The organism is Streptomyces krungchingensis, from assembly GCF_054729265.1.
This window is the reverse complement of sequence record NZ_JBPUKY010000001.1, coordinates 8,814,453-8,838,607: the sequence shown is the minus strand read 5'-3', so window position 1 is coordinate 8,838,607 and position 24,155 is coordinate 8,814,453. Positions and strand designations below refer to the sequence as shown.

Sequence of the window (24,155 nt, the reverse complement as noted above, 5' to 3'; positions counted from 1 at the left end):
GGAAGGGGTCCACCGATGGCCGTCCGCGTCGAACGTCAGGGGCACGTCAGCACGGTGGTCCTCTCACGGCCCGCCGCCCGCAACGCGGTGGACGGACCGACCGCCGCCGAACTCGCCGCCGCCTTCCGTGAGTTCGAGGCGGACGAGACGGCGAGGGTCGCCGTGCTCTGGGGCGAGGGCGGCACGTTCTGTGCGGGCGCGGACCTCAAGGCCATCGGCACCGAGCGCGGCAACGAGGTCACCGAGGACGGCGACGGGCCCATGGGTCCCACCCGATTGCGGCTGTCCAAACCGGTGATCGCGGCGGTCGCGGGCCACGCCGTGGCCGGAGGCCTGGAGCTGGCGCTCTGGTGCGATCTGCGGGTCGCCGAGGAGGACGCCGTCTTCGGCGTGTTCTGCCGGCGCTGGGGTGTGCCGCTCATCGACGGCGGGACGGTACGGCTGCCCCGTCTCATCGGCACCAGTCGCGCGATGGACATGATCCTCACCGGGCGGGCGGTGCCCGCACGCGAGGCGTTCGAGACGGGCCTCGCCAACCGCCTGGTCCCGACCGGCCGGGCCCGCGCGGAGGCGGAACTCCTCGCCGCCACGATCGCCGACTTCCCGCAGGCGTGCCTGCGCAGCGACCGCGCCTCGGTCCTCGACCAGGAGGGACTGGTCGAGAAGGCCGCCATGCGCACGGAACTCCTGCACGGCATGGGCGTGCTGGCCGAGAGCCAGGAGGGAGCCGCGCGCTTCAGCGCGGGCGCGGGCCGCCACGGTTCCTTCGACCCGGCCTGACACAAGCTCACCACCCCGATGTCCGGGGTGGGCGGGCACGGACCGGCCGGAAGCGCCGGGCCGTCGCCGGTGGCGGTCCGGACGCAGAAGCCGGTTTCCGCCCGGGTGTCGTCGCCCTGACGTCGAGGCCGGTAGCGTGCCGGGCGCTCCGGACATCGAGGCCGGTACCGTCCCGCACGCTCTGGACGTCAAGGCCGGTACCGTCCCGCGTGCTCCGACCGCCAAGGCCGGTTCCGTTCGGGGGTGGTGACGGGTGGACAGCCGGATGCGGCAGGATGAGCGCTCGCCCCGGACGGCGAACACCGGTCCGGGCGTGATCGTGCATTCCCGGATTCGAGCAGGTGGCAAGTGACGACACAGCGCATTCGGCCCGCGGGCCCTCTCCCCGGTCCCGGACACGAGGGAGGTCACCGGTGAAACGCGCCCTCACCCTGGACGACCTGATGGTCGCGGGCATAGCCGTCGCCGCCGGCCTGCTGGCGGCGTTCCTTCTACGAGTACTGCTGCGCTGGCTGGGCAAGCACGCCGAGCGCACGCGGTGGGGCGGCGACGACGTCATCGTCGACGCGCTGCGCACCCTGGTGCCCTGGGCGGCGTTCGCCGGCGGTGTCGCGTCGGCCGCCGCGGTGCTGCCGCTGACCTCGGTCGTCGGACGCAACGTCAACCGGTCCCTGACCGTGCTGCTCATCCTGGTCTCGACGGTGACGGCGGCGCGGGTGATCACCGGACTGGTCCGGGCCGTGGCGCAGTCCCGTTCGGGCGTCGCGGCGTCGGCGACCATCTTCGTCAACATCACCAGGGTGCTGGTGCTGGCGATGGGATTCCTCGTCGTCCTCCAGACGCTGGGCATCTCGATAGCCCCGCTGCTCACGGCGTTGGGCGTGGGCGGTCTTGCGGTGGCCCTCGCCCTCCAGGACACCCTCGCCAACCTCTTCGCCGGTGTGCACATCCTGGCGTCGAAGACGATCCAGCCCGGCGACTACATCCGCCTCAGCAGCGGTGAGGAGGGCTACGTGGTCGACATCAACTGGCGCAACACCACGGTCCGTCAGCTCTCCAACAACCTGGTCATCATCCCCAACGCCCAGCTCTCCGGCACCAACATGACCAACTTCACCCGGCCCGAGCAGCAGATGACGCTGACGGTCCAGGTCGGCGTCGGCTACGACAGCGACCTGGAGCACGTGGAGCGGGTGACCAGCGAGGTCGTGACGGAAGTGATGACCGAGATCACCGGTGCCGTGCCGGACCACGAACCCGCCGTGCGCTTCCACACCTTCGGCGACTCCCGGATCGGCTTCACGGTGATCCTCGGGGTGGGCGAGTTCAGCGACCAGTACCGGATCAAGCACGAGTTCATCAAGCGCCTGCACAAGCGCTACCGGGAGGAGGGCATCCGCATTCCGGCGCCCGCACGCACGGTCGCTCTGCAACCCGGTGGACCGGGCGTCCCCGAGGCCGGCATCCCCGAGGCGGGCATCCCCCACCAGCGCGAGGCCACGAAGCTGCCGTAGCCAGGACGTACGGCCACGGCACGGCCACGGAGCCGGGCGGAACGCGTCCGCCCGGCTCCTGTCCGCTCAGAGCGTGGCGGACGCGTCGTGGTAGTGGCCGCTCCCGCGGTTGCGGGGAGCGACGAAGCCCGGGATCACCGGGGTGACCGTCCAGTCGGGATGGTTCGGCATGCGCGGCGTCCTGGTGCCGTACAGCCAGTCCCCGAGGAAGCCGGTCTGGTCCTGGCCGGAGACCTCGGAGGCGACCGCCATGTAGTCCTGGGTGGTCGCCGCGGAGTTGCGGTGGCGCTCCAGGAAGGTGCGTTCGATGCGGTTGAAGACGTCCTCGCCGACGGCCTCACGCAGCGCGTACAGGACCAGCACGCCGCCCAGGTAGCGCTGGCTGTCGAAGAGGTTCGCGGCGTTCGGCGCGGCGACCGGCCCGGAGCTCTGCCGCCACTGGTCGCCCCTGGCGTAGGTGTCCTTCATGCGGGCTTCCATGGTGGTCAGGCCGAGGGAGTCGGGCCAGCCGCGCTCGTAGCGGTAGAGCAGCCCATAGAAGTCGGCGTGGCCCTCGTTGAGCCACAGGTCGGCCCAGCTGGCCGGGCTGACGCTGTTGCCGAACCAGGAGTGGACCAGCTCGTGCATCATGTGCGAGCCGATCTTCTTCTCCTCCTGGAGCAGGAAGTTCGGCTTGTAGAGCGTCAGCGTCTGCGTCTCCAGGCCGGTGAAGTCGAAGGCGTTCGGATCGTCCGAGTTGCACGGCAGCAGGCCGTACGTCTCGAAGGGGTACGCGCCGAGCCGCTGTTCCAGCCACTCCAGCAGGCCGGGGGTCAGGGCGAGCGCGGGTTCGAGCGCGGCGGCCCGTGCGGTCGGCACCACGTCGCGCAGCGCCAGGCCGTTCGGTCCCTGCCGTGAGGTGACGGTGTAGTCGCCGACCGTGATCTGGACGAGTTCGGTGGCGATCGGGGAGCGGGAGCGGTAGGTGTACGCGGTCCGGTCGCCGCCGAGGCTCTCCGTGCGCACCAGGGTGCCGCTCGCGACTCCGCGCAGCGTGCCGGGCACGGTGACGCGGAAGGTGAAGGACGCCTTGTCCGTGGGGTGGTCGTTGCACGGGAAGACGGTGTGCGCGGAGTTCGGCTGCGGGCACACGGCGAACCCGTCGGGCGTCGGGACCCACGCGGTGTGCGCGAGCTTCCTGGCCGGGTCGGCCGTGTACTCGACGCAGACGGTGACCCGGGCCCGGTCCGGCAGGATCCGGGCGGGCGTGACGCGCAGCTTCTCCTCCACCTGCTCGAAGACGGCGGGCGCGCCGCCGACGCGTACGGAGCGGATGTCCAGGCCGAGGGCATCGAGCGAGAAGCGGGTCAGGGCCTGGGTGGTGTGCAGCGTGAGGGTCGCGGTGGCGTCCACGAGGCGGGTGGCCGCGTCGTACGCGAGGTCGAGGTGGTAGGCCGCCACGCGGTAGCCGTCGTTGCCGAGCGCCGGGAAGACGGGGTCGCCGAGGGTCTCCGCGCCCGGGGATCCCGCGCCGTCACCCCGTAAGCCCGAGGTCCGCGCGTGGGCCGCGGGCCCCGTGGCGAGCGCGGCGGCCGTGCCTATCAGTGCTGCGGCCGGGGCCGTCACTCTGGTGCGATATCTCATGGTCCGCTTTCGTTCGGACGGCCCGGGTCGGGTGCCGCGCCGTCGGATGTGGTGATCGACTGTGCTGGTCGATCCACTTGCAGTACGCGTGAGAGGAGAGTGCGGTTGCCTGCGGCACGCCTTTTCTCTGTTCACTTCTCTGTTCACATGTGGTTACTGCTGTCACCGGTGTCCCGGCCGTCACGCTCGGTCGCCATGCGCGGCCGGCGGCCCGTGAAGGCTCCGCCGCGCGGCGGACCGGAGCGGACCCCTGTCGAACCGGGGTCGCTCACGAGATATCTTGATGTCGAGCAATGTTGCAGACGTGGAGCGGAGCACCCGGTGACTGACTCGACCATCATCTATACGCACACTGACGAGGCCCCGGCCCTGGCGACGTATTCGTTCCTGCCGGTGGTCCAGGCCTACGCCTCGCAGGCCGGCGTCGCTGTGGAGACCCGCGACATCTCGCTGGCCGGGCGCATCATCGCCCTCTTCCCCGAGTTCCTCTCGGAGGGCCAGCGCATCGCGGACGCCCTGTCGGAGCTCGGTGAGCTCGCCAAGACGCCCGAGGCGAACATCATCAAGCTGCCGAACATCTCGGCGTCCATCCCGCAGCTGAAGGCCGCGATCGCCGAGCTCCAGGGGCAGGGCTACGCGCTTCCGGACTACCCGGACGACCCGAAGTCGGACGAGGAGCGCGACATCCGCGCCCGTTACGACAAGGTCAAGGGCAGCGCCGTGAACCCGGTCCTGCGCGAGGGCAACTCCGACCGCCGCGCCCCCGCGTCGGTCAAGAACTACGCCAAGACCCACCCGCACCGCATGGGCAAGTGGACCCCCGAGTCGAAGACGAACGTCACCACCATGGGTGTCGACGACTTCCGCTCGACGGAGAAGTCCACGGTGATCTCCGAGGCGGGCGCGCTCCGCATCGAGCTGGCCGGCGACGACGGCTCCACCACCGTGCTGCGCGAGTCCGTACCGGTCCGCGCCGGCGAGGTCGTCGACGCGTCCGTGATGCACGTCGCGCCGCTGCGCGAGTTCCTCACCGCCCAGATCGCCCGCGCCAAGGCCGAGGGCGTGCTCTTCTCCGTGCACCTCAAGGCCACGATGATGAAGGTCTCCGACCCGATCGTCTTCGGCCACGTGGTGCGCGCCTTCTTCCCGAAGACGTTCGCGACGTACGGCCACACCCTGGCCGCCGCCGGCCTGACCCCGAACGACGGTCTGGGCGGCATCTTCAAGGGCCTGGAGTCCCTGCCCGAGGGCGCCGAGATCAAGGCCTCCTTCGACGCCGAGCTCGCCGAGGGCCCGGAGCTGGCGATGGTCGACTCCGACAAGGGCATCACCAACCTGCACGTCCCGTCCGACGTCATCGTCGACGCCTCCATGCCGGCCATGATCCGCACCTCGGGCCACATGTGGGGCCCGGACGGCCAGGAGCACGACACCCTCGCGGTCCTGCCGGACAGCAGCTACGCGGGTGTCTACCAGGTCGTCATCGACGACTGCCGCGCCAACGGCGCCTTCGACCCGTCGACCATGGGCACCGTCCCGAACGTCGGTCTGATGGCGCAGAAGGCCGAGGAGTACGGCAGCCACGACAAGACCTTCGAGATCCCCACCACCGGCACGGTCCGTCTGGTCGACGAGGCCGGCAACGTCGTCCTGGAGCAGACGGTCTCCGCGGGCGACATCTTCCGGTCCTGCCAGACCAAGGACGCTCCGATCAAGGACTGGGTGAAGCTGGCCGTCACCCGCGCCCGCGCCACCGGCGACCCGGCGGTGTTCTGGCTCGACGAGAGCCGCGCGCACGACGCCGTGCTCATCGAGAAGGTCAAGCAGTACCTGCCGGAGCACGACACCGAGGGCCTGGACATCCGCATCCTGTCCCCCGTCGAGGCGACGAAGCTGTCCGTGGAGCGCATCCGCCGCGGCGAGAACACCATCTCCGTCACCGGCAACGTGCTGCGCGACTACCTGACCGACCTGTTCCCGATCCTGGAGCTGGGCACCAGCGCCAAGATGCTGTCGATCGTCCCGCTGATGGCGGGCGGCGGTCTGTTCGAGACCGGTGCCGGCGGCTCCGCCCCGAAGCACGTGCAGCAGCTGGTCAAGGAGAACTACCTGCGCTGGGACAGCCTCGGCGAGTTCCTCGCGCTGGCGTCCAGCTTCGAGCACCTCGCGACGACCACGGGCAACGCTCGCGCCCAGGTCCTCGCCGACACCCTCGACCGCGCCACGGCGACCTTCCTCAACGAGGACAAGTCCCCGACCCGTCGCGTCGGCGGCATCGACAACCGCGGCAGCCACTTCTTCCTGTCCCTGTACTGGGCGCAGGAGCTGGCCGCGCAGACCGACGACGCGGACCTCGCGAAGGCGTTCGGCCCGCTCGCCGAGACGCTCACCGCGCAGCAGCAGGCCATCGTCGACGAGCTGATCGCGGCCCAGGGCTCCCCGGCCGAGATCGGCGGCTACTACCAGCCCGACCCCGCCAAGGCCGCCGCGATCATGCGCCCGTCGGCGACCTGGAACGAGGCGCTGGCGACCCTCGCCTGATCCACGCGCCCTGCCACGGACCCCGGTCCGTGACCGTGCAACGCGCACGGACCCTGTGCGGTCCGTGACCGTGACACCTCCGCGGACCTGGTCCGCGACGTGCCGCCCCGGCCGGATCCTCCGGCCGGGGCGGTTTCGTACTGTCGGGGGCGCACGCCGCGGCGCGACCGGGCGACTTCCTCCACGCAAGTGCGTCAGCCAAATGTCTCGAACCAACTGAAAGGGATGACAGGGGAGTTGGCGGGCGGGCACACTTGCGTCGAGCAAGAAGCCAGCACGTCCGGTGTGGGGAGGGACGATGGCCACAGCCGGTGGACCGACCGTACGACGCCGTCAGCTCGGGTCCGAGCTGCGCAGACTGCGCGAGCACGCGGGCAAGAAGATCGAGGACGTCGCGGCGCACCTGGAGTGCTCCATGTCCAAGATCAGCCGCGTGGAGACGGGACAGGCACCCATCAAGGCACGCGACGTCCGGGACCTGCTCCAGTGGTACGGCGTCACCGACCCCGCGCAGACCGAGACGGTCATGCAGATCCACAAGGACGCCCAGCAGCAGGGCTGGTGGGCGCACTACGGGGAGGTGCTGCCCTCGGGCATGGCCACCTACGCGGGCCTGGAGTCCGACGCCCGCGCCCTGCGCTCGTACGAACCCACGTTCGTCCACGGTCTGCTCCAGACCGAGGACTACGCCCGCGCGGTGATCGCCGCCGCCCGGCCGAACGAGCCCTACGAGGTGGACCAGCTGGTGCGCTTCCGCAAGGAGCGCCAGGCGCTGCTCACCCGCGAGCCCGAGCCGCTGGAGCTGTGGGTGGTGCTGGAGGAGAGCGCGCTGCGCCGCCCGGTCGGCGGCCGGGACGTCATGGCGGCCCAGCTCGCCCACCTGGCCGAGACGACGGCCCTGCCGAACGTGACCATCCAGGTCATGCCGACGGCGAAGGGCGCCCACGCGGCGCTCGCCGGGACCTTCTCCCTGCTGGAGTTCGAGCCCCGCACGCCCACCGTCGTCTACGTCAACTCCATCGCAGGAAACGTGTACCTGGAGAAGGAGCGCGACGTCCGCACCTTCATCCAGACCTTCGACCTGGTGCGGGCCGCGGCCCCCGATCCGCAGGAGACCTCCGCCACCCTGGAGAAGATCGCAAGGGAGATGTACAGCACATGAGCAGGCACGACGGACGGACGGGCCGGCAGGTCGACCTGAGCGGCGCCGCGTGGCGCAGGAGCCGTCGCAGTTCCGGGAACGGCGCGTGCGTCGAGGTCGCCTTCGTCGAGGGTCTCGTCGCCGTACGGGACTCCAAGGACACCGGCGGCCCCGCGCTCGTCTTCGCCCCCGCCGAGTGGACCGCGTTCCTGGACGCGGCGGACCACGGCGACGGGGGCCGTCCCTGATTCTTCGTCAGCACGGGACCGTCGGCGGGCCGGGGCGGTGAGGGAAGTACCGGAACGTTGCCGCACGTACGAATGGAGTACGACGCGCGGCCGGCCCCTCGGCGCGTCGGGCTGCCCGTGTACCACGTTCGAACCCTCGCGCCCGTCGCGTCCGGCGCCTTCTACACCGCGGAGACCTTCTGGACCGCGGCCGGAGTCGCCGTGGCCGTCCTCATGGGCGGCGGCGCGATCTGGGCCGCGCTGCGCGCCTCCCACCCCAGGCGGCGCCTGACGTACACGACGGGCCACGACCCGCTGGTCCACCAGCTCGTCGGCGGCCGTCTGGAGATCCGGCGCAACGGCACCCTGCTGACCGATCCGCACCTGGTGCGGCTGGTGCTCACCAACCCCGGCCGGCGCGACATCCCGAGCAGCGCGTTCGACCGGGGGCAGCCCATCCGCGTGGACCTCGCCGTGCCGTACCTCGAAATGGTCACCACGGAGTCGGAGCCGAGCGCGGCGCAGCCCCCGCCGGTCTCGGTGCTCGGCTCGGAGCTGAGCATCGGCCCCGGACGGATCGGCAGCGGCACGACGATCACGTATCTGCTGCTCGTCGACACCGTCCCCTCGTACCACTGCCGGCACTCGCTGCTCGACGTCCGGGTCGAGCAGTTACCGGTGCCGCCCGCCCGGCGCGTGCCGCGTCAGCTTCCCCTCGTCAGGCCGTGACCGCGCCGCGGGGACGGCCGAAGCCGCCCGGCACGGCGGCCCCCTGACACAGGGAAAGGCACGGCCGGCGGGCGGCGGACACGCGTACGGCCGAACCGCCCGCGCGGAAGGGCGACAAGCGCTGCCCACCTGGGGGATCAGCGGTGGCGGGCCGGAACACCCCCTCATAGCTTCGGCCTATGACCAAACGACAGATGGCCTACCTCGCCTGCACCGCGGCCGTCGTGGCATCGGGGCTGGGCGCCGCCGCCCCGTCCGCCGACTACCTGACGGTGCACCGGGTCAGCCCCGGCGAGTCGATCCAGAAGGCCGTGAACTCCGCCCGGCCGGGGGACACCGTCCTCCTCTCCCCCGGCACCTACCACGAGAGCGTCAGCGTCACGGTGTCGAACCTGACGCTGCGCGGTTCCGACGCCCGGTCCACCGTCATCGTGCCGAAGACGGCCGACAAGAGCAGCGCGTGCGCCAAGGCCGGCAACGGCATCTGCGTGACGGGCACCGAGCGCAACCCCGTCACCGGGGTCACCGTCAGGTCACTGACCCTCAGCGGCTTCGCCAAGCAGGGCCTGTGGGCGTCCGGCACCGACCGCCTGACCGTCCGGAACGTGACCTCCGAGAAGAACGGCCAGTGGGGCATCGCCCAGGAGCGGTCCGTCCGCGGCGTGTTCCGCCACAACACCGTCAGGAACAACGGCGACGCCGGACTGTTCGTGTCCAACACCGTCGACACCGAAGAGGGCGCCCGGGACGCCAAGGGCACGGTGATCAGCCACAACCTGGCCTCCGGGAACCGGATCGGTGTCACGGTGCGACGGCTGCGCAACCTGAGCGTCGACCACAACGAGGCCACGGGCAACTGCACCGCCGTGTTCGTCGTCGGCGACGAGAACAAGCCGCGCGTCGGAGCCCTGAGCGTCGACCACAACTACGTCCACGCCAACAACAAGTACTGCGCCAAGACCCCCCGCCTGCCCTTCCTCCAGGGCTCGGGCATCGTCCTGACCGGCGCCGAGGACGCACGCGTGACGAAGAACAGGGTCGAGGACAACGTGGGCAGCTCCCCGCTGTCCGGCGGCATCGTCCTGTTCAAGAGCTTCGTCGGCGCGCAGAACCAGAACAACGTGATCCGCGACAACGTCGTGCTGCGCAACGGCGCCGCCGACCTGGCCAACCGGGACACCGGCAAGGGCAACACCTTCCGCGGCAACCGGTGCGCTGTCTCCCAGCCCGCCGGCATGTGCTGACCGGCCCCTCCCCCCACCCCCCACAGAGCACGACAGCAGAAGCGAGGCAATGGATGACCACGGTTGAGCAGGCTCCCCCACCGTCCATGCGGTTCAGGGAGCTCGTTTTCGGTGCGGCCCGCGCCGCCGCCGTCCGGGCCGCGGCCCGCCTGGGCGTGGCCGACGCCCTCGACGACAAGCCCATGAGCGTGGAGGACCTGGCGGCGGCGGTGAAGACGCAGCCGAACACGCTGCGCCGGCTGCTGCGCGCCCTGACCTGCCAGGGCGTCTTCGCGGAGCGCCCCGACGGCACCTTCGTCCACACGGAGATGTCCCGGCTGCTGCGCGAGGACGACCCGCAGAGCCTGCGGTACATCGCCCTGTGGTGCACCGAGCCCTGGACGTGGAACGTCTGGCCGAAGCTCGACGAGGCGGTCCGCTCCGGCCACAACGTCTTCGAGGACGTGTACGGCAAGGAGTTCTTCGACTACCTCAACAACGACGCCCCCGAGTCGGCGCACGTGTTCAACCGGGCCATGACGACGTCCAGCGAGCAGTCGGCGCGCGACGTCGCCGCCCTGCTCGACCTGAGCGGCGTGTCCTCGGTCGCGGACATCGGCGGCGGCCAGGGCCAGGTCGTGGCCAGCCTGCTGGAGAAGCACCCCTCGATGCACGGCACGCTGCTCGACCTGCCCGGGGTGGTGGAGAACGCCGACCCGCGCCTGCGCGACTCAGGCCCGCTCGCCGACCGGGTGCGCATCGTGGCCGGCGACTGCCGCAAGGACATCCCGGTCCAGGCGGACGTCTACATCATCAAGAACATCCTGGAGTGGGACGACAACAGCACCCGCAGGGCGCTGGCGAACGTCCGGAAGGCGGCGCGGCCCGGTGCCCGTGTCGTCGTCATCGAGAACCTCGTGGACGACACCCCGTCGATGGGGTTCACCACGGCCATGGACCTGCTGCTGCTGCTCAACGTGGGCGGCGCGAAGCACACCCGGCAGAGCATGGTCGACAGGCTGACGGACGCCGGCCTGGTCATCGGCGAGATCCGCCCGGTCAACCCGTATCTGCACGCCTTCGAGTGCACCACCCCCGCCTGATCCTCCCCGCTCGTTCCCGGTAGACCCGAGGCCGCCGGTTCCGCTTCGTCGCGGAGCCGGCGGCCTCGGGTCTGTCGCTGCGTCGGGTCAGGTGGAGGCGGGCTCCCGCTCCCAGCGGTAGAAGCACTGCGCCATGGCGTCCTTGGGGCTGCGCCATGTCTGCGGGTCGTACGCGCTGACGTACGCCGACAGCTGCTCGCTGATGCTGCGGAACTCGGGGTGCCCGGCCACCTTCGCGATGGCCGGCGCGGGGTCCTGCTCCGACTCGATGAGGTGCAGGTACACATCACCGAACTGGAAGAGGCTGCGCCGGTCGACGCCGATCAGGTGCGGAAGCTCACCGCGGTCGGAGGCGGCGAACACGTCGGCGATCGCGGGCGCCGAGCCGGGCGCCATGCGGGCGACGATCAGGGCGTGGTGCATCGGGGGTCGTCCTTTCTCGTCCTGTGGTCAGCGGGGCATGGCGGGCGCGCTCTGGCGTTCGCGCGCCGCCTTTTCGATCTTGTCGCGGATGAGAGCCATCTGCGTGACGGAGTTGCGGTTGATGTTGTCCGTCATCCAGTCGTCGTCGACCGGAGCGTCGGGCTTCATCGCGAAGTCCTGCACCCAGTGCATGTGGACGCCGTCGGCGGTCTCCTTGTACTCCCACCGGATGTTCATGTGGGCGAAGGGGCCCGTCTCGACGCGGCGCGCCCGCACCGTCCGAGCGGCGCGGTCCACGGTGCGCTCCGACACCCAGCTCCAGACCGTGCCGTTCTCGTCCGGGTGCATGGTCAGGCGGAAGGTCGTCGAGTCTCCCTCGCGGGAGAGGACGTCGACGGACGCGTACTCGCTGAACAGGCGGGGCCAGTTCTCGATGTCGTTGGTCATGTCCCAGACCAGGTCGAGAGGGGCGTCGATGGTGATGCTGTTCTCGGTGTGTCCGGCCACTTCAGGCTCCAGTCTTGAGGGTGGTGTTCACGAGGTCGAGGAACTCCCGCGGTGTCCTGCAGCGCTCCGCGTCGACGGGCAGCGGCCGGCTGTACTGGTTCTCCAGTTCGCCGACGATGCCCAGCAGGCCGAGCGAGTCGAGTCCGAGGGTGCCGAACGGCGAGTCGGACGACTTCGCGAGCTCCATGGGGTCGACGGTGACACCGGCCGCCTTCTTCATCAGCGTGGCCAGTTCGCCGACAGTCACTTCGGTGATCATGTCTGTTCTCCCTTCCCGCCCGGTCCTACCGGGCAGAGTCGCCGCCGCGGCGCACGACCAGCGCCGCGTTGGAGCCCATGAGTCCCCGGGAGAGGACCAGGGCCGTGTGCAGTTCGGCGGGGCGAGCCTTGGAGGTCACCAGGTCGAGGTCGTGGCAGATGTCGAACACGTTCGGGGTGGGCGGTACCTGACCGTGTTCCATGGCGAGCACCGCCGCCGCCGTGTCCAGGACGGGTGCCGCGCAGTAGCTGCGCCCGATCCCGGTCTTGGGGGCCGTGACGGGCACGCGGGTACCGTGCGCGCCCAGCGCGTCGGCGATGGCCAGCGCCTCCGCACGGTCCGCCTCGGGTACGCCGAAGGCGTCGGCGAAGACGACGTCGATCTCCTCCGGCGCGCAGCCCGCTTCGTCGAGGGCGACCCGGATCGCCTGCGCGAGTCCCTCACGGGACTTGTCCCAGCGGGAGGCTCCGGTGAAGGTGGCGCCGTGTCCCGCCACGGTGGCCCGGACGGGCGTGCCGCGCTCGCGGGCGTGCTCCTCGTCCTCCACGACGAGGATGGCGCCGCCCTCCGCGGGTACGAAACCGCAGGCACCCGAGGTGAAGGGCCGGTAGGCCCGCTCGGGGTCCTGCACGGTGCTGAGCTCGGGGTAGCCGAGCTGACAGACCATCGAGTACGGGGCGAGGGGCGCCTCCGCGGCTCCGACGACCACCGCGTCCGTGCCGCGTCTCACCACGCGGGCCGCGAGGGCGATGGAGTCCAGGCCGCCGGCCTCGTCGCTGGCGACCACACCGCAGGGACCCTTGAAGCCGCTGCGGATGGAGATCTGGCCGGTGCTCGCGGCGTAGAACCAGGCGATGGACTGGTACGGGCCGACGAAGCGGGAGCCCTGTCCCCACAGCTTCTGGAGTTCCCGCTGCCCGAACTCACCGCCGCCGGACCCGGCCGCGGTGACCACGCCGATCGAGTAGGGCTCCGCGGTGTCTCCGTTTCCGAGCCCGGCGTCCTCGAGGGCGAGGGCGGCCGCGGCCATCGCGAAGTGGCTGAACCGGTCGGTCTGGACGAGGAACCGTTCCTCGATGAGGGCCGCGGCGTCGAAGGCCCGGACCTCGCCCGCGACGCGGAGCGGAAGGTGCCCGCATCCCTCGCGGGTGATCCGGTCGATCACGCCGAGGCCTTCCCTGACGGACTTCCAGTAGGCGTCGGCGCTCAGGCCGTTGGGCGCGATCACACCGATGCCGGTGATGGCCGCACCCCGGGGGCGCTCAGTGCTCATCTTGTCCTCCCGCTCCTCCCGCCCGGCCCGGTCAGGAGCACCGCGGACTGGAAGCCGCCGAACCCGCTGCCCACGGAGAGCACGTTGTTCAGCTTCCGCGGACGTGCGGTGCGCGGCACGTAGTCCAGATCGCACTCGGGGTCGGGGGTCTCGTAGTTCGCCGTCGGCGGCACCACCTGGTTCTTCAGTGCCAGGACGCAGGCGACCACCTCGATCGCGCCGATCGCGCCGAGCGAGTGCCCCACCATGGATTTGATGGAGCTCATGGGCGTGTCGTAGGCGTGGGCACCCAGGGACCGCTTGACCGCCGCGGTCTCGTGCCGGTCGTTCTGCCGGGTGCCGGAGCCGTGCGCGTTGACGTAGTCGATCAGGGTGGGGTCGAGACGGGCCTGGTCGAGCGTGGTGTCGATCGCCCGGGCCATCTCCAGTCCCTCACTGGTCAGACCGGTCATGTGGTAGGCGTTGCCGTAAGTGGCGTAGCCGCTTATCTCGCAGTAGATGTGCGCGCCGCGGGCACGGGCGTGCTCGTACTCCTCCAGGACGAGGACGGCGCCGCCCTCACCCATGACGAAGCCGTTGCGGTGCGCGTCGAAGGGCCGGGAGGCGTGCTCCGGGTCGTCGTTGTTCGGCGACGTCGCCTTGATGGCGTCGAAGCAGGCCATGGTGATCGGGGATATCGGGGAGTCGGACGCGCCGGCTATGCAGACGTCCGCACGGCCCTCCTCGATGGTGTGGAAGGCGTAGCCGACCGCGTCGAGTCCGGACGTGCATCCGGTGGAGACGGTCTGGACGGGCCCCTGGGCACCGAACTGCTCGGCCACGACGGAGGCGAGCGTGCTGGGCGAGAACGCCTTGTGCAGCTGCGGCTCGGCCGTGCGGTGGTCCACGTCCCACCGTCGGCCCCGCTCGCTGACCAGGACGTAGTCGTGTTCCAGGCGGGTGGTGCCGCCGACGGCGCTGCCCAGTGAGACGCCTACGCGCCAGGGGTTCTCCTGGCCGGTGTCGAGTCCGGAGTCGCGTACGGCTTCCCGGGCCGCGACCACGGCGAACTGTATGTACCGGTCGGCGTGGTCTCGCAGGTCGGGGTCGAAGCCCTGCTCGAGCGGGTCGAAGTCGCATTCGGCGGCTATGCGCGAGCGCAGACCCGCCGGATCGAACAGCGTGATGCCGCGGGTCGCGGTGCGGCCGTTGGCGAGGAGGTCCCAGAACGCCGTCGCTCCGGTGCCGCCCGGAGCGACCACACCGATACCGGTGACGGCCACCCGCCGGGTCACTTTATGGCCCCACTTCGCTCGGACGGCCGTCCGTTGTCTGGCGCGGACAGGTCCGCTCCGGCGGTGGCCATCGCGCGGCCGGGCACGGCGGCGTCGGTCTCTTCCGTGTCGACGTGGCCGAGGCTCGGGCGGGGAGCGAGCGGGCCCAGGTGGAAGACCATGCGGGCTTCGGTGTCGCCGACGTTGCGGAAGCGGTGCCGCATGTTGATCGGGATCAGGAGGCCCTGCTCGGGCTGCAGCGCGTACGCCTCGTCGTCCAGGTCCACCTCCAGCTTGCCGTTGACCACGTACACGAACTCCTCGGAGTACGGGTGGTAGTGCTCGCCGATGCGCTCACCGGGCTGGATGATGGCCAGCCCCATGAAGCCGCTGGTGGAGCCGGCGGTGGCGGGCGTCAGCATGGCCCGGATGTCGCCGCCGCGCCGGGTGTTGGGCTCTGTCTCGCTGAGGTCCACGATGCGTGGATGCTTCTTGATCATGGTTCTTTCCTCCGGTGTTGCAGTGACGGACGGGTGGGGCGGCCCCGTAGCGGGGCCGCCTTGTCCGTCAGGAGTCGGCCGAGCTGCGGTCGGTGATGGGCAGCATGTCGGCGTGCGACAGGAGGCGGTTGATGTTGCGCTCCGTCTCCAGGGAGCCCTCGACGCCGATGGCCGCACCGTCGAGGAGTCGCTCCAGCTCCGCCGCCTTCTTCTGGCCCTTGAGGCCGAGGGAGGCGACGGGGTCGGCGTCGAGGTCGCCCACGACGTCGATCAGACGGACGACGATGTCGTCCCGCTGGAACACGGTGCTGCCGTACACGGGGCTCTTCGGGTCGTCCGCCGCCGCCTCGTCCTGGTGGGCGAGGAGCCGGGCCAGGTCCATCCCGCAGCCCCGCTTGGCCGGGTAGAACAGCGCGTGGCGCCGCAGATCGGCCGGGGCCGGCCCGCCGGACACCACGTGGTGCACCGCCGGGAGCGCCGCCCGGGTGAAGAAGACCCGCGCCGAGTCGTCGTCGGTCAGGTCCCGCTCCTGCTCCAGGTACGGGTTGATGGCCTCCTCGACCGCCCGTACCTCCGGCTGCCGCGCCACGTGACGCAGGGCCACGAGCAGGTCGCCCTCGACCTCCACGGCACGCACGACACGGTTGCCGTGCATGAACAGAGAGGTACGGCGCAACCGGGTGGTGTCGTCGACCCGTGCCTCGGGGGACTGGTATCCGGCGAGGATCTCGGCGACCTTCGACTCCGAACCGGGCTTCACGGTGAACGTGAGGGCGTGGCGTGCCACACCGTCACCCACGCGGGCCTCCACCTGCATGTCCGACCTGCCCTGCGTCGCCTCGTGCGGCTGGCTCGGGCTGGTCTCCCGCAGAATGCTGTAGCGCATCGAACGGGTGTCCCGAACGCAGTTGTGCATCGGCCGTACGGTCTCGACGTGCTCCTCGCTGTTCACCCAGGCGAGGAAGGGCGGGGCGCTCTCCCACTCACTGGTGATGAGCCACTGCGAGGGATTCTCGATCGACTGGCAGAGCTGGTCGCTGATGTGGCCGGGGACCGAAGCGACCTGGTTGCGCATGTGCTCGTACGCGTCCAGGAATTGCTGCTGGGCACCTTCGTACAGGTCCAGCAGCAGGATCACCCGAAGCCTGGAGCCGTCGAACGCCGACTGCGATATGCGTCCCGAAGTGGTCATCCGGCACACCTCTTCTCTTCTTTCACGATTGGTCAGGAACGACCGCCGTACCCGAAAGGCCGGGGTCGCCATGAGCCGATCGTTAGTGGGAGTCCCGAAGTGCGCGAGCCCCACGGTGCGGACGAGTGAACCGCGTGTCATCCGGGTGCCCCGACCGCGCGAACGGGCCCGCACAGGGCATGGAACCTGCATCCCCAAACCTGACTCGTGTCGCAGGTGACACTGGAGGCGATCAATGAACCGATCGGAAGAGGCCGGCGAGGTCGGCCACCACACGCCCGTCCTCATCGTCGGCGGATCCCTGGTGGGGCTGTCCACCTCGTTGTTCCTGGGGCGTCTGGGTGTGCCCCACACACTTGTCGAGCGCCATTCGGGGACGTCGATCCATCCCCGCGGGCGCGGCAACAACGTGCGCACGATGGAGCTGTTCCGGGTGGCCGGGGTGCAACGGCGCATCGAGGAGGCCGCGTCGATCCTGGCGGAGAACCACGGCATCATGCAGACGCCGAGCCTGGTGGGCGATGCCGGCGAGTGGCTGTTCAAGCAGATCGACCCGGGTGGCGGGCTCGCCCGCTTCAGCCCCGCGGCGTGGTGCCTGTGCAGCCAGAACGACCTTGAGCCGGTGTTGCTGCGCAGTGCCCGGGAGCTGGGCGGAGACCTGCGCTACTCCACGGAGTTGATGTCGTTCGAGCAGGACTCGGACGGGGTCACCGCCCGGGTGAAGAGCCGCGAGACGGGCGAGCACACGACCATCCGCGCGGACTATCTCGTCGCCGCGGACGGTCCGCGCAGCCCGATCCGGGAGAGTCTGGGCATCGGGCACACCGGGCCGGGTGACCTGTTCCACAACGTGAGCGTCACCTTCACCTCGCGCCGCCTCGCGGACTTCGTCGGCGACCGGCGCTTCATCGTGTGCTATCTGACCAGTGAGAACGCCGACGGCGCCCTGCTTCCGGTCGACAACAAGGAGCACTGGGTCTTCCACGCCCCCTGGCACCCCGAACACGGCGAGACGCTGGAGGAGTTCACCGACGAGCGGTGCGCGGAGCACATCAGGCGGGCCGTGGGCGTACCGGACCTCGATGTGGAGATCACCGGCAGGGCCGCCTGGCACGCCGCCGAGCGGGTCGCCGAACGGTACGGGGAGGGGCGGGTGTTCCTCGCGGGCGACTCGGCCCACGAGATGTCCCCGACCGGCGCCTTCGGCTCGAACACCGGTATCCAGGACGCCCACAACCTGGCCTGGAAGCTGGCCGCGGTACTGGGCGGCTGGGCCGGTCCCGAGCTGCTCACGTCCTACGACGCCGAACGCCGTCCGGTCGCGCAGGCGACGAGCGCGCGGGCCTCGTCCCGTTCCGTCGAGCACAGCCACCCCGGCTACACGCCCGAGCCCGGAGTCGGCGGCCCCGCGGGCCCGGGCGGTCCCGGTGCGCCCTCCGGCCAGGGCGCTCCCGGCGGGCCCGGCGGACCCGGCGGACCGGGCGGACCGGGCGCGGCTGCCGGCCGCGGTCCGGGACGACCCGGCGGACCCGGCGGACCCGGTGCGGCTGCCGGCCGCGGTCCGGGTGGACCGGGCGGTCCCGGTGGACCCGGTGGCCCCGGTGGCCCCGGTGGCGGGATCCTCAACGTGGCGCTGGCCTACCGGTACCCGCGGGGCGCGGTCCTCGGTGCCGACCCGGCGCTGCCGATCGTGCCCGAGGGCATGCGTCTGAACGGCGAGCCCGGCAGCCGCGCGCCCCACATGTGGCTCGACAGCTCCGGCGCGAGGGTCTCCACCCTCGACCTGTACGAGCGGACGCCGGTGCTGCTGAGCGCGGCGGGCGGCGCCTGCGACTGGCACGCCGCGGCGAAGGAGGTCGCGCGGCGGATGTCCGTGCCGCTCGAGTCGTACCGGGTCGGCGCGGGCCCCGAGGCGGAGCTCATCCCCGAGGGCGACGCCGACTGGGCCGCGGTCCACGGCGTCACCGCGGACGGGGCGGTGCTGGTCCGTCCGGACGGATTCGTCGCCTGGCGCTCGGAAGGGGCGGTGGCGGATCCCGCGACGGCACTGCGTGAGGTTCTCGCGGCGGTCCTGGACCGCCGCTGACCCTCGGTCACGCCCCACAGCGTGACCAGCAACGGGAGGCCGTGCCGGAACAGTCCGGCACGGCCTCCCGTGTGCGGGCGTGCTGCTGCGGCCTTCCGTGTGCGGCCTCCGCCTCCCAAGGTCAGCGCAGGTCGGCGCGGGCCGGGCTGTCGTCGAGGAAGCCGCCCGACTGGTGCTGCCACAGCTTCGCGTACGCGCCCTCCGAGGCGAGCAGCTCCTGGTGGGTGCCCTGCTCCACGATCCGGCCCCGGTCCAGCACGACGAGCCGGTCCATCGCGGCGACCGTGCTCAGCCGGTGCGCCACCACGAGCGTGGTCCGCCCCTCCATGAGCCGCCACAGCGCCTCCTGCACGAGGATCTCGCTCTCCGAGTCGAGTGCGCTGGTCGCCTCGTCGAGCAGCAGGATCGGGGCGTCGCGCAGGATCGCCCTGGCGAGGGCGACGCGCTGGCGCTGACCACCGGACAGCTTGATGCCGCGCTCGCCCACCATCGTGTCGAAGCCGTCCGGCAGCGCGTCGGCGAACTCCGTCACGTGGGCCGCCTCGGCCGCGCGGCGCATCTCGGCGTCGCTGGCGTCGGGGCGGGCGAACACGATGTTGTCCCGCAGCGTGCGGTGGAACATCGCCGGGTCCTGCGGCACATAGGCGATCAGGCTCCGCAGGTCGGCCTGGCGCAGTCTGCTGATGTCCTGACCACCAATCAGGATCCGTCCGGCGTCGATGTCGGTCATCCGCAGCAGCAGCCGGGTGAGCGTGGTCTTCCCGCCGCCGGAACGGCCGACGAGGCCGATCTTCGCCCCGCTGTGCACGGCCAGGTCGAGGTCCGCGAAGAGCGGCTCCGCACCCGCGTGGGCGAACGTCACCTTCTCGAAACGGACGTCCGAGGGCCGGGACGTGAGCGGTTCCGGCGTCGCAGGGTCGAGCACGGTCGGCGGTGTCAGCAGCAGTGCGGTGAACTGCGCGGCCTCCGTCATCGAGCTCTCCAGGCGGCGGTAGATCTGGTTGAACTCGAACATGATCCGCGTCGCGTTGGTGTAGTACGTGAAGGTGACGACGACGGTCTCCACGCCCTGTCCGCTGCCGCTGAGCGTGACCGCGAGCAGCAGGCCCAGCGCGTTGGTCAGCACGGACATCGGCGCGACGAACGTGTCGATGCGCAGGTTGCCGTAGTCCCACGACCGCAGGGTGAGCCGTCGTGACGTCGCGACGCGGGAGCGGTGCTCGGCGGCCTCACGCTCCTCGGCGGCGAAGGCGCGGACCGTGTCCATGTTCATCAGGCTGTCGGCGACATGGCCGGACACCCGGGCGATCGCCTCCTCGCGCTGGTCGACGAGGGCCTGCCGGCGGCGGATGAGGGGCGCCGCGCACAGTGCCGTCAGCGCGATCATCAGCAGCAGCCCGACGACGAGCAGCGGTTCGTAGCGCCAGAGCACGACCGACCCGAACAGCAGCGGCACGAACCTGCCCACCACCTGGAAGGTCATCGTGTCGACGAACTCCTCGAAGCGGGAGGCGAAGCTCAGGACCCGCTTGGTCAGCGCACCGGCGAAGTTGTCGTGGAAGAACGCGGCGTCCTTGGCGAACAGCTCGTCCATGCCGATCACGTAGAGCCGCTCGACGCCGTGGGCGGCGAGACGGTTCAGGCAGTGCAGTCCGATGCGCCAGAACATCTCGGCGAGCAGCAGCACTGCGGCGAAGCCGAGGACGTAGGGCAGTGTGGAGCCGAAGCCGGTGTCGGCGTCGTCGGCGATCCGGCCGACGAGCTTCGCGACGACCAGCGGCGCCACGTAGTTGATGCCGATGTTGCCGAGCGCCGGCAACAGCATGGCGGGGAGCGTCAGCCGCCGGAGCCGGGCCAACTCCCGTCCGTAGTAGCGAAGGGCGAGGAGCACCGAGCCCCTGCCCGGGGAGACCTCGCGCGATTCAGGCGATCCCATCCCAACCCTGTGTCGTCGTGTGGCAGCCCGCCACGGGAGCTCCCGCAAAACTGCGGTCGCCTCGATGGCCGTGCGGAACTGCGGTCCGGGTGAGCACCCCTGCCCGGGGCGCCCTCCGACCGGCGGGGTACGTCGACGGACCCCCACGCGGTTCTCGGGGGCGGCGATGTGCGCGTACAGGCAGGTCGGAATTGGCATTTTCCCGCGAGGACACCTGGTCGGGCCAAGCGTTTTTCTCGGCCATCGGCACCTCGCACTCCGGTGCGTCCACCGGTGGACGGAGGCGGGTTCGCGGGTGTCCGGTGCGTCCGGCCGTCAGCAGTGCGCCGGACGGGGCGATCGCGGCGGGCCCGGGCGGTGCGACGGCGGGCTCGGCACCAGGCCGGATGACGACGTGCGAAGGGCCCCCGCGGACTTTTGCCCGCGAAGGCCCTTCATGCTGTCGGGACGACAGGATTTGAACCTGCGACCCCTTGACCCCCAGTCAAGTGCGCTACCAAGCTGCGCCACGTCCCGATGCGTCCCACCCGGGCTGCCCCGGGTGATCGTGCAGGTAAACCCTACCGCACGTGCGTGGATGGCCGTGCACGCGTCGTGACGGCCGCCTTGGCCGGTCCGGGGCGCGGAACCGGGCGGGCGGCGGGCGGTCATCCCCGCCGTGCAGGTCGGCGGCCGCGGCCCGCAGTGCGTCGGCCAGGCGTGCCGCCGGTTCCGGCAGGGGGCGCGGAAGGCGGGCCAGGACGAGTCGGCGCCGTTCCTCGGGACCGCCGCGCACCGTCACGATCCGTACGCCCGGGGGCGGGCGGCCGGAGCCAGTGAGGCGGGCACGGTGGTCAGGCCGCAGCCGGCCGCGACGAGGTGCAGCTTGGCCGGCCCGTCACGGGCGGTGTCGGCTGCGCCACTTGTTCGACGGTGCGTCGCTGGACGAGGTCGAGGCGGCGGTCGCGTCCTGGCGGGCGGCCGTCCACGACGGCACCGCGGAGGACCTGGGCCGGCCCCGCAGGATCGACGTGCCGTCGAAGGTGGCCCAGGTCGCCGCGGTACGGGCGGTGGCGGCGGAGCGCCGGGACGCCGACCCGGCGCTCGGCATGCTGGTCGCGGCGGTGTGCCCGGGACTGGTGGACACGGCGCTCTCGCGGCCGTGGTTCGCCGACTTCAGCCAGGTGCAGACCCCAGCGCAGGCCGCGGTCGCGGTGCTCGACCTGCTGCTCGCCGAGAAGGCCGATCCGTCGGTGTACGGCGAACTCGTGCGGTTCGGGGAGGTGCTCCCCCGGCGTGCGGGAAGTCCTCCGCGGCACCAGGAGGGGCTCCTGCGCCGGTGACCGGGGTGCGGCCCCGTGACCAGGGGCCGGTGGAGGGGGCGCCCGAGGCGCCGACCGCCACCGGCCCCGCCGGTCAGGCGTTGGGGTCGAAGGGGATACCGGCCGGCTTGGCCTTCTCCAGGTGGGAGTTGAAGTTGCCGTCCTTGAGGCCGAAGTGGGCGCTGCCGAAGTCGTAGGCGCTCAGCTTGTCGCGCAGTCCGGCGGGGTAGCCGTTCCAGCCGACCAGGGTGGGGAACTGCCAGGTGTGCTTGTGGTTCTCCGGCGGTTCGTCGTTGGAGTTGGCGGGCCGGAAGCAGTGGGTGCCGATGCCGTCCTTGTGGTAGACGACCTTGGGGTGCGTGCCGTCCCAGCGGATCTGGTCACGGCCGTAGACGTTGAAGTCACCGTGGGCCGAGGTGGACACGTACTTGGCCTCGTTGTCCTGGACCCACACCACGACGTGCTCCCAGTCGTTGCGGTGTCCGCCGAGGCCGCTGCCGGCGACGGCCTGGTCCTTCTCGAAGTAGAGGCCGTACATGATGGCGCACCAGCCGTTGTTGCACTTCTCGCGGGAGTAGCCGTTGGTGTTGTCCAGGTCCCAGGAGTCGTGGCACTGGCCGTTGAGGGCGCCGGACGGCTTGAGCCCGCCGTTGACGGTGCCGTCGGGGCCGATGGCGGGGGTCGGGTAGCAGCCGTCGGTGTCGTAGTCGTAGGCCGGCTGGAACGTCTGCTCCAGTCCGTCCGCGTTCGCGGGCAAGGACGTCGGGGGGTCGGCGAGCGCGCTGCCGGGGACGGCGACGACCAGCGCGACGGCGCTGCCGAGGATGAACGAGGCCTTGCGGATCCGCGAGCTTCTCTTCACTGCGTCCTCCTGATGGACCGCGGCGTGGGGGCAGGCAGGCCAGGCGGTCGTGTTGGCATGCCCAGATCAGCTTTCCAGGGTGCATGCGGAGAACGCCAGCGTCGGGAGGTGTCACAGCGATGAAGGGAGGACCAATTGACAGACGGGGCAGTCCGGTTGGCCGTGCGACGACGTCCCGGCCCGGGGCTGTTGCACCGCCGGACCGGGACGTCCGCAAGGACCCTTCCGGCTACGCCCTGCCCTCGGCGAGCGTCCACTCCCGGTGCAACGTGCCCAGGGGGATGCTGCGTTGCAGGATCGGGGTGCCGAACACACCCAGCTGGACACGCAGCGTGCCGGTCAGGTCGACGCCGCCGTGCACGGACCACGATCCGCCGGACCCGGCACCGGCCTTCGCCGCGGAGCCCGCCGAACCCCCGGACGCCGCGGCGGAGTTGCTCCCGAAGGCACCCGCGGCCTCGGCGCGGAGATACGGCGCCAGATCGGCGGTGACGCCCACCGTGCCGTACAGGCCGACCGTGGCCTCCGCCCCGAGGGACGCCTTGACGCGGCCCGTCGCCGTGACGGAGGTGCGCACCGGACTGCTCGTCATGTGCGACTCGTCGACGGGAGTCCACCCCTTGGCCGTGCCGAACGTGCCGCCCGCCTTGAAGTCGCCCTTGAGGTCCTGCTCGACGTCCACGGTGACACTGCCGTCGGCGGCGATCTGGAAGTAACAGGTCAGATCGAGGTTCACCACGACGGGGATCGGGCCGACCTGAAGCACGGGGTCGGCGTGCAGCTTGGCGAACGGCACCCGGACCGGGTCGGCGGACGCGGCGGCCCGCCCCTTCAGCGCCCACTTCGAGGTCCAGTCCCCCGAGACACCGAGGTACGCGGCGCCGGGCCCGGAGCCGGCCGCCCCGCCGCCGTAGGAGAAGTCGACCTCGGGCGCGACCTGGACGAAGCCGGAGACGGATGCCGAGGCCTCGGCGGGCGCGCCCGCCGCCGTGCCGAGCCGGGCCCCGACGTCGATGCGCAGGCTGCCGAGCGGGACCTTGGCACCCTCGGGGCCCGCGTGCACGTTCCCGGTCTTCGCCCACGAGACCTTGACGTCGGGCAGCAGCCGGTCGACGTCGAAGGACGCGGGGTCGACGGGCACGGAACCCTTGGCGTCGTCGTCGCCGAGGAGGGCGTCCAGGGTCGTCGGCGCCGTCTGGACCTCGGCGCCGTCCCCGCTCTCGGCGATCACCCTGGTGACCTTCGCGAGAAGTCCGTCCGGGGCGCCCGGCACGGGGGCACTGGCGATGACGTCGCCGACGGCGGCGCGGTGCGGACGCTCCGGGCTCCCGCCGGTCGGGGACGGCGAGGACGTGACCTTCCCGCCTGAACCTCCCTTGTCCGGAGTTGATATGACGGCCCGTCGGGTACGGCTGTCGTAGGACCTCACCTTCATCGAGGTCTTGCGGGCCTTGCCGCCGGCACCCGCCCGCGCGACGGCGGTCGAGGTGGCCGATGGTTCGGGGGCGGCGACCACGGCCGCCGCCGGGCGGTCGGCGTCCGCGGCCGCGGGGCCGGAGGTGCCGGCGTCCCGGGAGTGTCCGGGTGCCGGGGAGGCCGCGGGCTCCGAGGAGCAGCCGGCGGCGAGGAAGAGGGCGGATGCGGCGAGTGCGGGCATGACGGCACGCAAGGGCCGCTTGCGG

General features: G+C 71.2%; 21 protein-coding genes, 1 tRNA gene and 1 pseudogene. 10 read left to right on the top strand and 13 right to left on the bottom strand.

The window, feature by feature from the left end:
• Nucleotides 1-15 precede the first annotated feature (15 nt).
• Together ACSYGO_RS38360 and ACSYGO_RS38355 are read left to right on the top strand one after the other, a co-directional pair.
• Nucleotides 16-780, top strand: coding sequence for a crotonase/enoyl-CoA hydratase family protein (locus ACSYGO_RS38360; RefSeq protein ID WP_460389468.1), 765 nt, complete (start codon nucleotides 16-18; stop codon nucleotides 778-780).
• Nucleotides 781-1,193: 413 nt separating this feature from the next.
• On the top strand, nucleotides 1,194-2,294 hold the full coding sequence (locus ACSYGO_RS38355) for a mechanosensitive ion channel family protein (protein ID WP_426676816.1): 1,101 nt from the start codon (nucleotides 1,194-1,196) through the stop codon (nucleotides 2,292-2,294).
• A gap of 66 nt (nucleotides 2,295-2,360) precedes the next feature.
• On the opposite strand, the gene ACSYGO_RS38350 is transcribed toward ACSYGO_RS38355, so the two are convergent.
• Complete coding sequence (locus tag ACSYGO_RS38350) at nucleotides 2,361-3,917, bottom strand: M1 family metallopeptidase (protein WP_426676817.1); 1,557 nt, start codon at nucleotides 3,915-3,917, stop codon at nucleotides 2,361-2,363.
• Between the two features lie 321 nt (nucleotides 3,918-4,238).
• On the opposite strand from ACSYGO_RS38350, the gene ACSYGO_RS38345 reads away from it, so the two are divergent.
• From ACSYGO_RS38345 to ACSYGO_RS38320, 6 genes are all read left to right on the top strand, one after another.
• On the top strand, nucleotides 4,239-6,458 hold the full coding sequence (locus ACSYGO_RS38345; protein ID WP_426676818.1) for an NADP-dependent isocitrate dehydrogenase: 2,220 nt from the start codon (nucleotides 4,239-4,241) through the stop codon (nucleotides 6,456-6,458).
• A 298-nt stretch (nucleotides 6,459-6,756) separates the two neighbouring features.
• Nucleotides 6,757-7,620, top strand: coding sequence for a helix-turn-helix domain-containing protein (locus ACSYGO_RS38340; protein ID WP_426676819.1), 864 nt, complete (start codon nucleotides 6,757-6,759; stop codon nucleotides 7,618-7,620).
• Nucleotides 7,617-7,847, top strand: coding sequence for a DUF397 domain-containing protein (locus tag ACSYGO_RS38335; protein WP_460389467.1), 231 nt, complete (start codon nucleotides 7,617-7,619; stop codon nucleotides 7,845-7,847). Before ACSYGO_RS38340 ends, ACSYGO_RS38335 begins: the two co-directional genes overlap by 4 nt.
• A gap of 117 nt (nucleotides 7,848-7,964) precedes the next feature.
• Nucleotides 7,965-8,555: a hypothetical protein gene (locus ACSYGO_RS38330; protein WP_426676820.1), complete on the top strand. Its 591-nt coding sequence runs from the start codon at nucleotides 7,965-7,967 to the stop codon at nucleotides 8,553-8,555.
• A gap of 179 nt (nucleotides 8,556-8,734) precedes the next feature.
• On the top strand, nucleotides 8,735-9,799 hold the full coding sequence (locus ACSYGO_RS38325; RefSeq protein ID WP_460389466.1) for a right-handed parallel beta-helix repeat-containing protein: 1,065 nt from the start codon (nucleotides 8,735-8,737) through the stop codon (nucleotides 9,797-9,799).
• Between the two features lie 53 nt (nucleotides 9,800-9,852).
• Nucleotides 9,853-10,881 (top strand): methyltransferase, encoded by a 1,029-nt coding sequence (locus ACSYGO_RS38320; RefSeq protein ID WP_426676822.1) that lies wholly within the window; start codon nucleotides 9,853-9,855, stop codon nucleotides 10,879-10,881.
• Nucleotides 10,882-10,968: 87 nt separating this feature from the next.
• Here the strand turns inward: ACSYGO_RS38320 and ACSYGO_RS38315 are convergent, their stop codons facing one another.
• The 7 genes from ACSYGO_RS38315 to ACSYGO_RS38285 all read right to left on the bottom strand — a co-directional run bounded on the left by ACSYGO_RS38315 (nucleotide 10,969) and on the right by ACSYGO_RS38285 (nucleotide 16,288).
• Complete coding sequence (locus ACSYGO_RS38315; RefSeq protein WP_095937955.1) at nucleotides 10,969-11,304, bottom strand: TcmI family type II polyketide cyclase; 336 nt, start codon at nucleotides 11,302-11,304, stop codon at nucleotides 10,969-10,971.
• 27 nt (nucleotides 11,305-11,331) lie between these two features.
• Nucleotides 11,332-11,811: an SRPBCC family protein gene (locus ACSYGO_RS38310; RefSeq protein WP_426676823.1), complete on the bottom strand. Its 480-nt coding sequence runs from the start codon at nucleotides 11,809-11,811 to the stop codon at nucleotides 11,332-11,334.
• 1 nt (nucleotide 11,812) lies between these two features.
• The gene (locus ACSYGO_RS38305) at nucleotides 11,813-12,070 is read right to left on the bottom strand and encodes a phosphopantetheine-binding protein (protein WP_359487939.1); all 258 of its coding nucleotides are present in this window, start codon (nucleotides 12,068-12,070) and stop codon (nucleotides 11,813-11,815) included.
• A gap of 25 nt (nucleotides 12,071-12,095) precedes the next feature.
• The gene (locus ACSYGO_RS38300; RefSeq protein WP_426676824.1) at nucleotides 12,096-13,343 is read right to left on the bottom strand and encodes a ketosynthase chain-length factor; all 1,248 of its coding nucleotides are present in this window, start codon (nucleotides 13,341-13,343) and stop codon (nucleotides 12,096-12,098) included.
• Entirely contained in the window at nucleotides 13,340-14,617 is a 1,278-nt protein-coding gene (locus ACSYGO_RS38295; RefSeq protein ID WP_426676825.1) for a beta-ketoacyl-[acyl-carrier-protein] synthase family protein, read from the bottom strand. Before ACSYGO_RS38295 ends, ACSYGO_RS38300 begins: the two co-directional genes overlap by 4 nt.
• The gene (locus tag ACSYGO_RS38290; protein ID WP_426676826.1) at nucleotides 14,614-15,096 is read right to left on the bottom strand and encodes a cupin domain-containing protein; all 483 of its coding nucleotides are present in this window, start codon (nucleotides 15,094-15,096) and stop codon (nucleotides 14,614-14,616) included. The genes ACSYGO_RS38295 and ACSYGO_RS38290 overlap by 4 nt, the downstream gene beginning before the upstream one ends.
• A gap of 67 nt (nucleotides 15,097-15,163) precedes the next feature.
• Complete coding sequence (locus ACSYGO_RS38285; RefSeq protein ID WP_426676827.1) at nucleotides 15,164-16,288, bottom strand: SchA/CurD-like domain-containing protein; 1,125 nt, start codon at nucleotides 16,286-16,288, stop codon at nucleotides 15,164-15,166.
• 235 nt (nucleotides 16,289-16,523) lie between these two features.
• Here ACSYGO_RS38285 and ACSYGO_RS38280 point away from each other — a divergent pair, with 235 nt between their 5' ends.
• Nucleotides 16,524-18,374 carry an FAD-dependent oxidoreductase gene (locus tag ACSYGO_RS38280; protein ID WP_460389465.1) on the top strand — a complete coding sequence of 617 codons (1,851 nt, stop codon included), beginning with the start codon at nucleotides 16,524-16,526 and terminating at the stop codon, nucleotides 18,372-18,374.
• A 121-nt stretch (nucleotides 18,375-18,495) separates the two neighbouring features.
• Here the strand turns inward: ACSYGO_RS38280 and ACSYGO_RS38275 are convergent, their stop codons facing one another.
• The 3 genes and pseudogenes from ACSYGO_RS38275 to ACSYGO_RS38265 all read right to left on the bottom strand — a co-directional run.
• Complete coding sequence (locus tag ACSYGO_RS38275) at nucleotides 18,496-20,310, bottom strand: ABC transporter ATP-binding protein (protein WP_460389464.1); 1,815 nt, start codon at nucleotides 20,308-20,310, stop codon at nucleotides 18,496-18,498.
• 442 nt (nucleotides 20,311-20,752) lie between these two features.
• A tRNA-Pro gene (locus ACSYGO_RS38270) sits at nucleotides 20,753-20,826 on the bottom strand.
• 154 nt (nucleotides 20,827-20,980) lie between these two features.
• A pseudogene (locus ACSYGO_RS38265) lies at nucleotides 20,981-21,204 on the bottom strand (LysR family transcriptional regulator); the annotation flags it as partial.
• A gap of 8 nt (nucleotides 21,205-21,212) precedes the next feature.
• On the opposite strand from ACSYGO_RS38265, the gene ACSYGO_RS38260 reads away from it, so the two are divergent.
• Complete coding sequence (locus ACSYGO_RS38260; RefSeq protein ID WP_426676830.1) at nucleotides 21,213-21,632, top strand: hypothetical protein; 420 nt, start codon at nucleotides 21,213-21,215, stop codon at nucleotides 21,630-21,632.
• A gap of 73 nt (nucleotides 21,633-21,705) precedes the next feature.
• Here the strand turns inward: ACSYGO_RS38260 and ACSYGO_RS38255 are convergent, their stop codons facing one another.
• Nucleotides 21,706-22,473, bottom strand: coding sequence for an NPP1 family protein (locus tag ACSYGO_RS38255; RefSeq protein WP_426676831.1), 768 nt, complete (start codon nucleotides 22,471-22,473; stop codon nucleotides 21,706-21,708).
• 229 nt (nucleotides 22,474-22,702) lie between these two features.
• Complete coding sequence (locus ACSYGO_RS38250; RefSeq protein ID WP_460389463.1) at nucleotides 22,703-24,130, bottom strand: hypothetical protein; 1,428 nt, start codon at nucleotides 24,128-24,130, stop codon at nucleotides 22,703-22,705.
• Nucleotides 24,131-24,155: the final 25 nt, after the last annotated feature.